Origin of the sequence: Streptomyces sp. NBC_01351, from assembly GCF_036237315.1 — a bacterium.
Taxonomy (GTDB): domain Bacteria; phylum Actinomycetota; class Actinomycetes; order Streptomycetales; family Streptomycetaceae; genus Streptomyces.
Window position 1 is genome coordinate 7858672 of record NZ_CP108356.1, and the last position, 13532, is coordinate 7872203.

At 72.0% G+C, this 13532-nt stretch carries 9 protein-coding genes and 2 pseudogenes; 8 read left to right on the forward strand and 3 right to left on the reverse strand.

Annotated features, from left to right (window positions below; translation table 11 throughout):
• The first annotated feature begins 48 nt into the window (after positions 1 to 48).
• On the forward strand, positions 49 to 4017 hold the full coding sequence (locus OG625_RS36185) for an FG-GAP repeat domain-containing protein (protein ID WP_329389458.1): 3969 nt from the start codon (positions 49 to 51) through the stop codon (positions 4015 to 4017).
• Between the two features lie 96 nt (positions 4018 to 4113).
• Here OG625_RS36185 and OG625_RS36190 read toward each other — a convergent pair whose 3' ends face one another.
• Positions 4114 to 4947 (reverse strand): arylamine N-acetyltransferase family protein, encoded by an 834-nt coding sequence (locus tag OG625_RS36190; protein WP_329389460.1) that lies wholly within the window; start codon positions 4945 to 4947, stop codon positions 4114 to 4116.
• Positions 4948 to 5084: 137 nt separating this feature from the next.
• Here OG625_RS36190 and OG625_RS36195 point away from each other — a divergent pair, with 137 nt between their 5' ends.
• From OG625_RS36195 to OG625_RS36210, 4 genes and pseudogenes are all read left to right on the forward strand, one after another.
• The gene (locus tag OG625_RS36195) at positions 5085 to 5825 is read left to right on the forward strand and encodes a translation initiation factor IF-2 (RefSeq protein WP_329389462.1); all 741 of its coding nucleotides are present in this window, start codon (positions 5085 to 5087) and stop codon (positions 5823 to 5825) included.
• A gap of 192 nt (positions 5826 to 6017) precedes the next feature.
• A pseudogene (locus OG625_RS36200) lies at positions 6018 to 6368 on the forward strand (ABC transporter permease); the annotation flags it as partial.
• Between the two features lie 237 nt (positions 6369 to 6605).
• Positions 6606 to 7154: a rhodanese-like domain-containing protein gene (locus OG625_RS36205; RefSeq protein WP_329389464.1), complete on the forward strand. Its 549-nt coding sequence runs from the start codon at positions 6606 to 6608 to the stop codon at positions 7152 to 7154.
• Positions 7151 to 9511, forward strand: coding sequence for an arylsulfatase (locus OG625_RS36210; RefSeq protein WP_329389466.1), 2361 nt, complete (start codon positions 7151 to 7153; stop codon positions 9509 to 9511). Before OG625_RS36205 ends, OG625_RS36210 begins: the two co-directional genes overlap by 4 nt.
• 198 nt (positions 9512 to 9709) lie before the next feature.
• Here OG625_RS36210 and OG625_RS36215 read toward each other — a convergent pair whose 3' ends face one another.
• Positions 9710 to 10720 carry a zinc-binding dehydrogenase gene (locus tag OG625_RS36215; RefSeq protein ID WP_329389468.1) on the reverse strand — a complete coding sequence of 337 codons (1011 nt, stop codon included), beginning with the start codon at positions 10718 to 10720 and terminating at the stop codon, positions 9710 to 9712.
• Positions 10721 to 10831: 111 nt separating this feature from the next.
• Between OG625_RS36215 and OG625_RS36220 the strand changes: the two genes are divergently transcribed.
• Entirely contained in the window at positions 10832 to 11413 is a 582-nt protein-coding gene (locus OG625_RS36220) for a TetR-like C-terminal domain-containing protein (protein WP_329389470.1), read from the forward strand.
• A gap of 48 nt (positions 11414 to 11461) precedes the next feature.
• Here OG625_RS36220 and OG625_RS36225 read toward each other — a convergent pair whose 3' ends face one another.
• Positions 11462 to 11998: a SixA phosphatase family protein gene (locus OG625_RS36225; RefSeq protein WP_329389472.1), complete on the reverse strand. Its 537-nt coding sequence runs from the start codon at positions 11996 to 11998 to the stop codon at positions 11462 to 11464.
• A 243-nt stretch (positions 11999 to 12241) separates the two neighbouring features.
• Here OG625_RS36225 and OG625_RS36230 point away from each other — a divergent pair, with 243 nt between their 5' ends.
• Both OG625_RS36230 and OG625_RS36235 read left to right on the forward strand, forming a co-directional pair.
• Positions 12242 to 12670 carry an ester cyclase gene (locus OG625_RS36230; RefSeq protein ID WP_329389474.1) on the forward strand — a complete coding sequence of 143 codons (429 nt, stop codon included), beginning with the start codon at positions 12242 to 12244 and terminating at the stop codon, positions 12668 to 12670.
• A 443-nt stretch (positions 12671 to 13113) separates the two neighbouring features.
• Positions 13114 to 13532, forward strand: a pseudogene (locus OG625_RS36235) (cation:proton antiporter domain-containing protein); the annotation flags it as partial.

Below are 13532 nucleotides of genomic sequence, written 5' to 3' on the forward strand. Positions count from 1 at the left end.
GGTCCGCCTTCCTCGACCAGAACATCGCCACAGCTCCCTGGAGACGACATGCCCATCCGACGAACGCGACGCGGGGCGCGCGCGATCACCGCGACCGTGACGTCCGTGATCGCCGCGAGCTCCGCGCTGGTCGCACTACCGGCGGCAGCACCGGCCTCCGCCTCCGCCCCCCGCGCCGACATCACCGTCGCCGCCACCGAACCCGCCGCCGTTGCGGCGGCGAAGACGTCCCGCCACCGGGTGGAGATACTGAGCCACCGCACCGAGGCCGCCCAGGTCTTCGCCAACCCCGACGGTCGCCTGACCGCCGAGTTCGCGCCGACCGCCGTCCGCGTCAAGCAGGACAACGGCACCTGGGCACCCGTCGACACCATGCTCGCCGCCCGCGCCGACGGCACCGTCGCACCCAAGGCGGCCGCCGCCGACCTCCAATTCTCCGGCGGCGGGAGCGGCCCGCTGGCCCGGATGACCAAGGACGGCAAGCAGTTCGCGCTCAGCTGGCCGTCCGCGCTGCCGAAGCCGTCCCTGGACGGTGACGCGGCGACCTACGCGAACGTGCTGCCCGGCACGGACCTCGTGCTGCGCGCGACGCCCACCGGGTTCAGCCACCTGCTCGTCGTCAAGAACGCCACCGCCGCCAAGAACCCGGCGCTGCGCACGATCCGCTTCGGGCTCGACGGCAGCAAGGGCCTGACCACCACCGCGGACGCCTCCGGCGCGCTGACCGCGAAGGACGCGTCCGGCAAGGCCGTGTTCGTCTCGGCGCCCCCGGCCATGTGGGACACGCCCGCGGGGGCCGTGCACAAGGCCCCCGCCGTGTCGAAGGCCGAGGCCGCGAGCAAGGCAGAGGCCGCGAGCAAGGCCGACGTCCTTACCGTCCCGGCCGGCGGCGCCAAACAGGCGAAGATCGACGTTAAGGTCTCCGGCAACGCGATGGACGTCATACCCGCCCCCGCGATGCTCGACGACCCGGAGGCCCGCTTCCCGCTCGTCATCGACCCGACGTTCCTCGAACGCCCCATGTGGGACTGGAACCTGTTCGAGAGCCAGCACACCACCACCAACTACTGGGGCACGCAAGGCAGCAACATCAAGGTCGGCAACGATGGCTCGCGCGAGTGGCGGGGCATCTTCCGCTTCTGGATCGACCCCGTCTTCGGCGCGGACATCCGCAGCGCGCGGCTCAAGGTCGCCGTCAACTCCGCGTCCAGCTGCGACGCGTCGACCGCGATGAACCTGCACATCAGCTCGCAGTACCCGCAGAACGCCACCTGGTCGAACTCCGGCTGGGGCGGCTGGATGTCCTCCGCGTACGGCTGCGGTGACAGCAACGGGCTGTACTTCCCCTCCAACGACACCTTCCGCGGGAAGGTTCAGGAGGCGGCCACCAATCGTTGGGGCAACGGCATCACCTTCGGGATCAACACGGCCTCGGCAGGCGTCTACAAGCAGCTCACCCCCGGCGACACCCGCCTGGTGATCGAGTACAACCACACGCCGAACGCACCCACGAGCCTCGGCATGGTCCCGGCCAAGCCCTGCGCGACCGGCGCCGAGCGGACGTACCTCACCAGCACCTCGCCGCAGTTCACGGCGAAGCTGTCCGACCCCAACGGTGACACCGTCGGCGGCCGGCTGGAGATCGTCCGCAAGAGCGACGGCCAGGTCGTGCACTCAGACCCGCCGGCCGGCCAGAATCCGGCCCTGTCGGTGGCCAGTGGCGGCAGCCAGACCTGGGCTCCGGTGCAGGCCGGCAAGCTCTCGGCCGGAGTCGTCTACACCTACCGGGCGACCACCTGGGACGGCCTGGCCTGGTCCGGCGCGACCGCCCCCGGCTGCGAGTTCGAGATCGACCTGGGCGCCGCGAGCACCCCGCTGGTCAGCTCGCCGTGCGAGCCGTCCGTGTGCGGGGAGTTCGGTCCGCCCCTCGGCACAGCCCGGCCCGTCACCTTCAGCCCGGCCGCCGGTGACACCGGCATCGTCAAGTACCGGTACGGCACCCGCCAGGGCGCGCTGACCATGACGGTGGCGGCCGGTCCGGACGGCACCGCGACCGTCCCCGTCACGCAGTGGACGAGCGACCCGACCTGGCTGTACGTGAAGGCGATCAACCGGGCCGGACAGGAGAGCACCGGCACCGCGTCCTTCGACGTCCAAGCCGCGCACAACACCAACACCCCGACCGGGCGACGCGGCGACGCCAACGGTGACGGCCTCGCCGACACCACGGCGGTCTTCTCCGACGGCGCCACGCAGAACTCCGTCTACACCTGGCACGCCAACACCTCGGGCAGCTACGCGCCCGTCGGTACCGAGATCAACAACGGATACGCCACGTCCGCCGTCCAGACCGTGCGCGGCGACTTCGACGGCGACAAGCGCACCGACGTCGCCATGATCCGGCAGGAGGCCGGGCACCGGATCACCGCCTGGATCTACCGAGCGGACGGCACCACGTACCAGCCGCCGACCGGCGCCGCGCTCGACTCGGCCGGCGCCGTCGGCTGGAACCTGAGCAACATCAAGTCCGTGGCCGGAGACTTCGACGGCGACGGCAAGGCCGACCTCGGCCTGTTCTACGGCTACGCCAACTGCCAGACCAAGCTGTGGACGTTCTACTCCACCGGCACCGGTTTCACGAACTTCTCCGCCCCGCCCGCCTGGGACAGCGGCGCCGGCGGTTTCTGCTGGGACCGGATCAAGCCGGTGGTGGGCGACTTCGACAACTCCGCCGGCGACAAGCGGCAGGAGATCGCCGGGTTCTACCGCTGGGACACCAACTGCGACTGGAGCGTCGACACCTTCCGCCAGCCGGGCACCGCCCGCGGCACGTTCGCGAAGGCGACATCCGGCCAGAAGGACACCGGGTGCTCGGACTGGAACCGGCTCATGCCCGTCGCGGGAGACTTCAACGGCGACGGTCGCGACGACCTCGGCCACCTCTACAACGCGGGCACCAACTCCACCACCTTCTGGACGCTCACCGGCAACGGCAACGTCGCCGGTGATGCCTTCGCCACCCAGGTGCAGCGCTCCACGGACGCGCTGGACTGGAACGCCCTGGAGCCGTCGGCGGCCAACACCGACAACACCGGCCCCGACGAGGTGATCCTGGTCGACCGGGCCTCGGCGTCCCGCACCAACCTGTGGACGCTGCGCACCACCGACGGCGCCGCCTTCACGCGCACCCTGCGCTGGGACGGCCGGGTGACGGCCGGACTCGGCGTCTCCGGCAAGGGCGCCTCGCTGACCGGGGACTCCCGGGCCGAGATCGTGCGGGTGAAGTCCGACGGCTCGCTGTGGGGCGCGCCCAACATCGACGGCGTGCACGGGGCGTGGGGCCCGGAGCGGTACTCGGCCGGCACCTCCACCGACCCGGCGCGGGCGTTCTTCACCGACCTCGACGGGGACGGGAAGAAGGAGTTCGTCTACCTCAAGACGGACGGCGTGCTGCGCGGTTACCCCAACATCGACGGGCTCAACGACGTCTACGGCACCGGCCGCAAGGTCGGCGAGTTCTTCCCGGACCCGGCGCGGCTGCGCTTCGCCGACCTCGACGGGGACGGCCGCGACGACCTGATCCGCATCGACGCGGACGGCACGATCCAGGCCTGGCCCAACGTCAGGGGCATCGACAACGTGTGGGGTGCACAGCGCACGGTGGGCTCCGGCTGGACGGACCCCGCGCGGGTGCGCTTCGCCGACCTCAACGGAGACGCCCGCGACGAACTGGTGAGCATCGACACCAACGGCCAGCTGCGCGCGTGGGCCAACGTGGACGGCCTCAACTTCAACTGGGCGGCACCCGTGGTCATCGGCTCAGGTTGGACCGATCACACGCGTACGTTCTTCGCCGACCTGGACGGAGACCGCCTCGAGGAGGCCATCAGCGCCGACGCCAACGGTGAGGTTCGGGCCTGGCCCAACGGCAACGTCATGGGAGCGGGCGGCAGCTGGGGCACGCCCCGGGTCGTGTCGACGGGCTGGACGGATCCGTCCCGCCTGAAGTTCGCCTGACGATCCGCCAGTAGACCGGCGGGCGACCGGAATCCCGGTCGCCCGCCTCGGCGTTCCGGCCGGGTCGGGGTCATCGCAGACGTTCAAGCCAGATCGCTACCCCGCGGCCTCCCACTCCTGGTGCGCGGTGTGGACGCGGTGCCACAGCGCCGCCCGTACGGGGGCGTCGATGTCGGTCAGGTCCAGGTGGAACACATCGGCCAGTACGTCGTACCACTCGTCGGCCGAGTCGATGGTCCGCTCGTGCGTGCCTTCGGCGTCGATCCGGCGCAGCACACAGCCACGCAGCATGTCCACGCCCTTGGCGTCGCGGAGCTGGGCTTGGAGGACCCGGACGAATCCGGACTCGGGGGAAGTCGACAGCCGGTGGTGCTCCGCAGCGAAGGAGGACAGCTCCACGGGCTCCGGCGCGAAGACCATCGCCGTGAAGGCGCCGCGGGGGTCATGGGCGAACCGCCAGCCGCCGGGCACCACCACCGACGGTGCCATGGCGTAGGTGAACGGACCCTGGGTGTAGGTGCCTTCGCGCAGCGGCAGTGGCTCGTACATGCCGCCGGCGAGCCCGGTGTCGACCAGCCACCGCTCGCCGTCGAGCCCCACGGTGAGCGCGAGATGGTCGCCGCCCGGGCCCTCGGGGTCCTCGACCTCGCCCTGCACCCCGGCCCGGTGCAGGGTCACGTCGTAGCCGAGGGCCGTCAGCAGCGCGCCGAAGGCCCCGTTGAGGTGGAAGCAGTAGCCGCCGCGCCCGCGCAGGATCCGGGCCACGGATTCCGCGGCGCCGATGCCCGTCCGCCGTCCCAGTTGGTTGTCGAGGGTCTCGTAGGCGACCCGCTCCACCTGCGCCCGATGCAGCGCCCACAGCGCCTCGGCGGTCGGTGCCGCCGGCCGGGCCACCCCCAGCACGGCCAGATACCCGTGGACGTCGATCATGCTCCCCCCACCGTTCGAACAGGTGATCAGCCTAGTCGCCGGTCCGCCGCGGTCGCCGCGCCGGCTGCGTAGGATCATCTCGCCGCGCTGAGTACGTGAACAATTTCCTCCGTGCGCGGCGCCGGAAGGGTGGACACATGCGCCGACTGCTGCTGCTCGCCCCGCTGTTGCTGTTCACCCTCGGCTGCGGGGCGTTGCAGTCCTCCGAGGGGGAGGCGACGGACGCCGCACGCGAGGTGGCCAGGAAGGCGGGCGAGCGGCTCTACGGCCAGCGTCCGCGCACGGCGGAGGACGTCGGGCGCTCCGCCTCCGGCATCGACGGCGTGGAGGTCATGCGGGTGACGGGTACCTCGACACACGACGGGAACGGCATAAGTGTGGTCGTCCGCACGTCCGGCTCGGCCCAGGCGTACAACGGATGGCGCGTCGCCGAGGAGATCGTCGTGCGGCGCTGTTTCGCGGTGCGGGTGTCGCCCAAGTCGGAGTGGCGTGAGGATCCCCGTGACGTGGACTGCCCGGACGGCCCTGCGCTGACCTTCGCCCCGCCACCCGCCCCGCCCCGGCTCCCGTCCGAGGACCTCCGGGCGAAGCTTCCCCGGGTAGCGGAGGGCGGCCGGGTGGACGAGGCCGAGGTGCGTCGTACGCTCGCCGCCCTGGACCTGGATCCGGCGATCCGTACCGAGGTGAAGGCGGAGGGCGGCCGGGTCGGCGTTCTCCTCTTGGTGAAGGGCAACGGCTTCGACGCGCAGGACTGCCTTCTGGCCCGCGTGGGTCCCGGCGCCACCGAGGTGTGGGTTCCGTCCCGGATCCAGCGGATGCCCGGAGAGGGCGGCTGCACCGTCAACAACGCCCTGAACCCGGCACCGCCACCGCACTGAACGGAGCGCCATCCGGCGGCGGCCTTCGGGCTTGCCTTGGCCGGCCCTCCTGCCGGGTGGCCGTCACTGATGCGGGATGTCGACAGTCCCGGCGCCCAGCTACACGATGACCTGCACGTCGTCGCAGGGCGCGGGAGCCGGTGCCACGGCCCGCTGTGCGTCCTTCCAGTGAGCGGCCTCCCCGTCCACACCGCGCTGCTCGTCGGCGGCATCGGCGTGGCCAACACCATGGTCATCTCCGTGCTCGAACGCCGCTCCGAGATCGGCCTGCGACGAGCCCTCGGTGCGACCAAGGGGAACATCCGTCTGCAGTTCCTGACCGAGGCGATCCTGCTCGCCGCCCTCGGCGGCCTGGCCGGAGTGGCGCTGGGCACCATCGCCACCGCCGTCTAGGCCGACGTCAAGGGCTGGGCGACCGTCGTTCCGGTACTGGCCTGGGGAGGCGGACTCGGCGCGGCCGTCGCGATCGGTGCGGTCGCCGGACTGCTCCCGGCCCTGCGCGCGGCCCGGATGCAGCCCACCGAAGCCCTGCGCACCGCGTAGGGCCGTGATCGCGGTGGGGGTTGTTGCCGCAACATGGCGAGCTCGTGGCAGGTGCGCCAGGTCCCGTGACGAGTGCGTCCGCAGTGCCTAGTATCCCCGGCAGGCCTCCCTGAGCTCGTGAGTCGTGCCTCGGCCCGGCGACCGGGCCGAAACCGGCGCTGCCCCCTTCGACCTCTTCCCCTTCCCCCTCCGCTCTCCACCCTCCGCCCTCCGCTCTCTGCAAGGACGCGTTCCGCCATGACAGTTTCCCGTGCCATCGGAGTCACCGAGGCGCAGCCGCGCCTCGCCGAGCTGACCGTGGTCGACGTCCGCGCTCCCGGCGAGTTCGCCACCGGCCATCTGCCGGACGCCCTCAACGTTCCCCTCGTCCGGCTCGCGCGGAGCGTGCCGGAGCTGCGGGAGGTCGCCGAGCAGCGGCCCCTGCTCGTGGTGTGCGCCTCCGGGGGGCGCTCTGAGCGTGCCGTCACGGAGCTCGCCGTCCACGGCATTGCCGCCTCCAGCCTCACCGGCGGCACCCGCGCCTGGGTGGCCGCCGGGCACCGGCTCGAACATCCCGCCGGGCCCGCGCGGGCCGTCTGGGCGATGGAACGGCAGGTCCGGTTCACCGCCGGCGGCATCGTGCTGCTCGGCCTGCTCCTCGGGCTGTTCGTGCACCCGGCCTTCCAGCTGCTGGCCGGGGCGATCGGGGCCGGTCTCGTCTTCTCAGCGGTCACCAACACCTGCGGCCTGGCGCTACTGCTCAGCCGGCTGCCGTTCAACCGCCGTGGCGCGGAGGACAGGGCATGACCGCCATATCCGGGGCCCCGGGCATCACCGGTCCGGCCCGCCGCGACCCGTACGAAGGTTTCGCGGGCCGCGTGGGCCGTACCTTCGCCGAGTCCGAACCGGCCTGGCCGCCGCGGCGCACGCCCGGCGCCCCGGGCCGACGCGCTCCGAACATCGTCGTGGTGCTCGTCGACGACATGGGCTACAGCGACATCGGCCCGTTCGGCTCGGAGATCGCCACTCCCGTGCTCGACGAACTGGCCGGGCGCGGCCTGCGGCTGGCCAACTACCACACCATGCCGCTGTGCTCCCCGGCCCGGGCCGCCCTCCTCACCGGGCTCAACCCGCACCGCGTCGGATACTCGACCGTCGCCAACTTCGACCCGGGCTTCCCCGGTTACGGCATGGAGATCGGTGAGGACGTCCCCACCCTCGCCGAAGTACTGCACGACGCGGGGTACGCCACTTACGCGGTCGGCAAGTGGCACCTGACCCGCGACTCGGCGTCCCATGCCGCCGACGACCGGCGCAACTGGCCGCTGCAGAAGGGCTTCGACCGGTACTACGGCGTGCTGGAGGGCCTGACCAGCCTGTTCCACCCGCACCAGCTGGTCCGCGACAACAGCCCGCTGGACATCGACGAACTGCCCGACGGCTACTACTACACGGACGACATCACCGACGAGGCCATCTCTATGGTGAAGTCGCTGCGGGCACACGACCCCGACAAACCGTTCTTCCTGTACGTCGCGCACAACGCCGTGCACGGGCCGCTGCAGGCCAAACCCGAGGACATCGAGCGGCAACGCGGCCATTACGACGGCGGCTGGGACGCGCTGCGCGCCGACCGTTTCGCCCGCCAGATCGCCGACGGCCTGTTCCCGGAGGGCACCGCGCTCCCGGAACGCAACTCCGAGGCGGGCTTCGACGTCGGACCGTGGGACGAGCTGACACCGGACCGACAGGCCCGTTACGCCCGCTACATGGAGGTGTACGCGGCGATGGTCGAGAACATCGACCGCAACCTCGGCCGGCTCACCGACACACTGGCCGCGCTCGGCGAACTCGACGACACCATCGTGCTGTTCACCTCCGACAACGGCGGCACGGGCGAGGGCGGCGCCGAGGGCACCCGCAGCTACTTCAGCCGCTTCGTACACCAGCCCGTCCCCGAGGACTGGGACCGCGACGTGGACAGGGACACCGAGCTCATCGGCGGCCCGCAGAGCCTGGTGCACTACCCGCGCGGCTGGGGCATGGCCTCCAACACCCCGTTCCGGCTGTACAAGGGCCAGACCTACGCGGGCGGAGTGCGCGTCCCGTTCGTTCTCTCCTGGCCCGAGGGGCTCCCGCGGGCCGAGGACGACCCCGGGGTGCGCGACCAGTACCAGTACGTCACCGACGTCACCCCGACCCTGCTGGACCTGGCGGGCGTACCGCGGCCCGAACGATGGCGGGAGCGGCCCGCCCAGGAACCCGACGGCGTCAGCTTCGCGCCGGTGCTCCTGGACGGGCGGACGGAGAGCGCCCACCGGGAGCAGTACTGCGAGATGTCGGGCAACCGCAGCTTCTACCGCGACGGCTGGAAGCTGGTGACCCTGCACCGGCCGGGAGACGCGTACGACGACGGGGAGTGGGCGCTGTACGACCTGCGCACCGATCCGACCGAGACCACCGACGTGGCCGCCGACCACCCGGAGGTGGTGAAGGAGCTGGCCGCGGCCTGGGAGGCGGCGGCCTGGCGCAACGGCGTGTTCCCGCTGGGCGACGGCAGCGGCGCGCTGGCCCGGCGGCATCCCGCCGAGGAGCGCTTCCACCGCCCGCTGACCCTCCTGCCGGGCACACCGGAGCTGGAGCGCTACCGGTCCTCCCGGTTGATCTCCTTCCGCTCCTTCGACGTCACGGTCGAGCTCGACGAACACGGCATCGGTGACCAGGGCGTGCTGGTGTCGCACGGCGACCAGGGCGGCGGCTACAGCCTGTACGTGGAGGACGGGCGGCTGCGCTTCGCCTACAACGAGTACGGGAGGCTGCACGAGGCCGACGCAGGGCCGCTGCCCGCGGGACGGCGGACCGTCACCCTGTCGGCCACCGCGGTGGAGGGGCTGCGCTGGGAATTCCGACTCCTGGTCGACGGCACGCAGACGGGTCGGCTGGACCACGGCGTGCACCAGCTCATCGGGATGGCCCCGCTGCAGGGCATCAGCGTGGGCGTGGACCGCAAGTCGCCGGTCTCCTGGCCGGTGTACGAGCGCCACCGGAGCTTCCGCTACACCGGCGGCCTGGGTTCCGTGACGTACACGCCCGGTGCCGGGGCCCCGTACGCCCCCGAGGTGGTGGCCCGTGCGCTGGGCGAGGCCGCCGCCGCCTTCGAGTGAGGGACGGCCCGCGCCGGGCACCACACCGGTGGGCGATCCGCACCGGTGCGGTGGAGGTCAGCCGAGTCGTTCCTTGAGTTCGGCGTACAGCTCGGTGACGGCGGCGTCGGCGGCCGTGCGGTTATGGCGTGACTGCTGCTTCCGGAGGCAGGCGGGCGAGCAGCGGCCGCCCCTGCCGTCGCGGGTGGGGGACGGGGGTCAGGGGCGCAGGATCAGCCGGATCGGGTCACCTTCCTTGGTGCGCAGGCGCTGGACGGCCTTGGCGGCTTCGGCGAGCGGCAGCACGTCGGTGATGGAGCGGGAGAAGTCCAGCCGGCCGCCTTCGGCCAGGGCGATCAGCTGAGGGACGGCGTGGTCCTCGGAGCCGTAGTGGCCGAGGATCCGGTGCTGGAGGTAGCTGAAGAGCGTGCCGTTGGCGACGGTCAGCGGCTTGATGGTCAGTCCGACCAGGACCAGTTGTCCCTGGGGCGCGAGGACGGTCAGGGCCTGCTCGCGGACGGCGGCGACGCCGGCGAAGTCGAAGGCGACCTCCAGTGCCCGGTAGCCGGTGGCCTCCAGGATCCGCACGCGCAGCCGGGGGTCGGCCGGGTCCAGGGCCAGATCGGCCCCGAAGTCCAGGGCCCGCCGGCGGGCGGCCGGTGCCGGGTCGACGGCGATGATCGGATGGGCCCCGACCGTGCGCAGCAGCTGGACGGCGTGGGCGCCGAGCCCGCCGACGCCCCAGACGCCGACGGCCTGAGCCGGGCGGACCCCGGCGGTGGTGGTGACGGCTCCCCAGGGGGTGGAGACCGCGTCCGGGATGATCGCTCCCTGCTCGAAGGGGATCGAGTCGGGCAATGCGAACAGGGTGTCGACACTGGCCGTCGCGTACTCCGCCCAGCCGCCGTCGTAGTCGACGCCTCGGGTGAGGAGACGGTCGCCCCGGACCTCGCCCGCTTGCAGCACGACCCGCTGCCCGACCGTCCAGCCCGTTACCTCCGGTCCCAGCGCGGCGATCGTCCCGGCGACCTCGTGCCCGAGGGTCACGGTGTCGCCGTGCAGGTGGGCCGGCGTGAGGGTGCCGTCGATCAGGTGGACGTCGGACAGGCACACGCCCGCCGCCGCGACCTTCACCAGTACCTGGCCCGGACCGGGCACCGGCTTGGGCACGTCCTGGACGGCCAGCGTGCGGGAGGGAATGTGCAGCCGTGCGGCGCGCATGAGGGCCATGGCGGTTCGTCCGTTCAGATCGGCGACCTGCGGGCTATCGCAAGTCCTCTTGCTTTACAACGTACGCTCGCCGGGTTCATATCGCAAGGATCCCTGCGTTAGGCTGCCGCCATGACGGGCGAGAGAGAAGCGCCGCCGCTCAGGCGCCGCGGTGAGCGGATGCGGCAGGCGGTTCTGGCGGCCACGGTCGACCTGCTCACCTCGGAAGGGCTGGCCGCGACCACCGTTGCCGCCGTCGCGCGTGCGGCCGGCGTCCACGAGACCTCCGTGTACCGGCGCTGGAAGACCCGCGAGAATCTGATCTTCGACGCGCTGGCCGGCCATTCCGACGCGGCACTCCCGGCTCCGGACACAGGCGACGTGCGCGAGGACCTGTCCCGGCTGTTCGCGGCGCTGGCTCAATACCTCTCGACGCCGGCCGGCGCCGCGCTGCTGCACCTCGGCACGGTGCGCGGTGAGAGCGACCTGGAGGAGGGGCGGCGCTCCTACTGGAGCGCCCGCCTGGAGCGTGCCGAAGTCCTCGTCCGGCGCGGTGTCGCCCGAGGAGAACTGCCCGCCGGAACCGACCCCCACCTCCTGGTCGAGGCCATCACGGGCCCCCTCCTCGCACGGGTACTGCTCACCGGCGAACCGCTGGAGGACACCCTGGTCCCGCGCCTGATCGACCTGATCCTCGACGGCGCGCGCGCCTGACCCACGGTCGAGTGCGGCAACTCCCGGGGTCTCGCGGCTACTTCTGCGTCAGAGGGCGGCGCCCCGGGGGACGGCGAAGTCGGTCAGCCGGGCCGATCCCGGTGTGAGCTCGTGCCAGGGACCGGGGCAGACGAGCACCGCGATGGCGGACGTCGGGAACTTCTCGGACAAGCGCTCGATCGCCGCGGCCTCCGCCGGGTCCTCGGCCTCCCGGGCGAGTTCGACGGCCAGATCCGCCAGGCCCGGGTTGTGGCCGACGAGCAGCAGTGTCCGTACCTCCGCCGGTACCTCGGACACCACTTCCAGCAGATCCTCCGGTTCGGCGGCGTACACCCGCTCGTCGAAGCGCACCGGGACCTCGGCGCCGAGCTGTCCGGCCGCCAGCGCCCAGGTCTCGCGGGTCCGCCGGGCGGTGGAACAGATCACCAGCGTGGGCACGCGGCCGGCATCGCGCAGCCAGCGGCCCGCCGCGGGCGCGTCCCGCAGACCGCGCGGACCCAGTGGCCGTTTGTGGTCCGCGACGTCCGGCCAGGCGGATTTGGCGTGGCGCAGCAGCACCAGACGGCTGGCGGCTCCCGTGCTCATGACGGCCTCATGACACCAGCCTCGCACGGTCCACGGTCCACGGTCCACGGGGCCGGGCGGGCCGGCGGGGGCTCCGGGCGTGCCCGTACCCGCAGACGCAGGCGCGCACAGGAGCCCACGTTCTGCTCGAACCGGCCCCGGGCATCCTTGACCTTGACGCGGCGGCAGGGTTTGTACTGAGGGCCATGCGGATCGGAGCGTGCCCTGCGCTCATCGGGGCGATCCCCTTGAAAGGACACCGCAATGGACAGCATCACCGAGAAGAACCTGGCCCTGCTCAGCACCGCCTACGAGACGCTGGAGCGGGGTGATCTCGACGCGTGCGTCGAGATGTTGACGGAGGACTTCATCGCGAACCTCCCCGGGGTGCCCGAACCGCTCCGCGGTCGGGAGGTCTGGCGGCTGGGGGCTCAGGCCATGCTGGACGGATTCCCGGACCTGCGGATCAACGTCGAGGACATGTTCGGTGTCGACGACAAGGTGGCGGTGCGGGTCCACTTCCGCGGAACGCACCGGGGCACCTTCCAAGGGATCGCGCCTACGGACCGGCCGGTCAGCTTCCGGAGCATCGAGATCTACCGCATCGAGGGCGATCACATCGCCGAGGAGTGGGTCGCTCCCGACATGATCAGCCTCATGCAGCAGATCTCGCCCGTGCCCTCCGCTCGCTGACACCGGAGTCTTCAGGCCCCTCCTCGGTGACACGGCCGCTCTGGGACAGTTGCCGGAGGAGCACAGGGCGGTCGGGCCGTCGACGTGGAGGCCGACAAGTTCCGGACCGTCTTCGCCGCCAACGCCTGCGTTGAGAGAGTCGCCGAAGGCGACGACCGCTCCCGCCGTCCTCCCGCCGGGGCCGTGAAGATGGGTGCCGGCCCCGATGCGCCGGGCGGGGGCGTCAGGTGATGGTGGGGGTCCGGAGCACCTTCGGTTCGGGGCGGCCCCTACGGGGCACGGGTGCTCGCGGCAGCACCTGTGAACGGAGCCGCGCCGATGACGACCCCGCCCCCGTCGCCGCCTCACTCCCGGATCTGCCGGGTGGGCCCGTCATGAGCGTCACCGCATGGCTGGCCGTGGCGGTGTTCGCGACCGTCTACGTGCTGATCGCCACCGAGAGGCAGCTGGCCGTCGGCAGCCTGCTGGGGCTGGCTGCCGGCTGGATCGGGGTGGCCGCGCTGCGCCACATCGCGCTGCCGGCCACCGGGATGTACCCGCTGGCCACCGTCGGGTTCAGCATCATCGCCTTCGCCGCCGGCGGCTTCGTCAACGCCAGCGGCATCATCGCCGCCTATCTCGCCGGACTGGTCCTGGGCACTCGCGCCTGCCCCACCGCGCGGCGACCCGCTCCTTCGCCGAGGGCACCGGATGGCTCGCCCAGATCGGCCTGTTCGTCATGCTCGGCCTGCTCGTCGACCCCAGCGAACTGCCCTCCGCAATCCTGCCCGGCCTCGCGGTCGGACTCGTCCTGCTGCTGATCGCCCGCCCCGTCTCGGTCGCCGCCTGCCTGCTGCCCTTCCGCACCCCGTGGCGGGAACAG

What these genes read in the sequence shown, in the direction of transcription:
- OG625_RS36210 (WP_329389466.1), top strand. Translation starts at nt 7,151, where the DNA reads ATGACCGCCATATCCGGGGCCCCGGGCATCACCGGTCCGGCCCGCCGC.
- OG625_RS36190 (WP_329389460.1), bottom strand. Translation starts at nt 4,947, where the DNA reads ATGATCGACGTCCACGGGTATCTGGCCGTGCTGGGGGTGGCCCGGCCG.
- OG625_RS36215 (WP_329389468.1), bottom strand. Translation starts at nt 10,720, where the DNA reads ATGGCCCTCATGCGCGCCGCACGGCTGCACATTCCCTCCCGCACGCTG.
- OG625_RS36220 (WP_329389470.1), top strand. Translation starts at nt 10,832, where the DNA reads ATGACGGGCGAGAGAGAAGCGCCGCCGCTCAGGCGCCGCGGTGAGCGG.
- OG625_RS36195 (WP_329389462.1), top strand. Translation starts at nt 5,085, where the DNA reads ATGCGCCGACTGCTGCTGCTCGCCCCGCTGTTGCTGTTCACCCTCGGC.
- OG625_RS36225 (WP_329389472.1), bottom strand. Translation starts at nt 11,998, where the DNA reads ATGAGCACGGGAGCCGCCAGCCGTCTGGTGCTGCTGCGCCACGCCAAA.
- OG625_RS36205 (WP_329389464.1), top strand. Translation starts at nt 6,606, where the DNA reads ATGACAGTTTCCCGTGCCATCGGAGTCACCGAGGCGCAGCCGCGCCTC.
- OG625_RS36230 (WP_329389474.1), top strand. Translation starts at nt 12,242, where the DNA reads ATGGACAGCATCACCGAGAAGAACCTGGCCCTGCTCAGCACCGCCTAC.
- OG625_RS36185 (WP_329389458.1), top strand. Translation starts at nt 49, where the DNA reads ATGCCCATCCGACGAACGCGACGCGGGGCGCGCGCGATCACCGCGACC.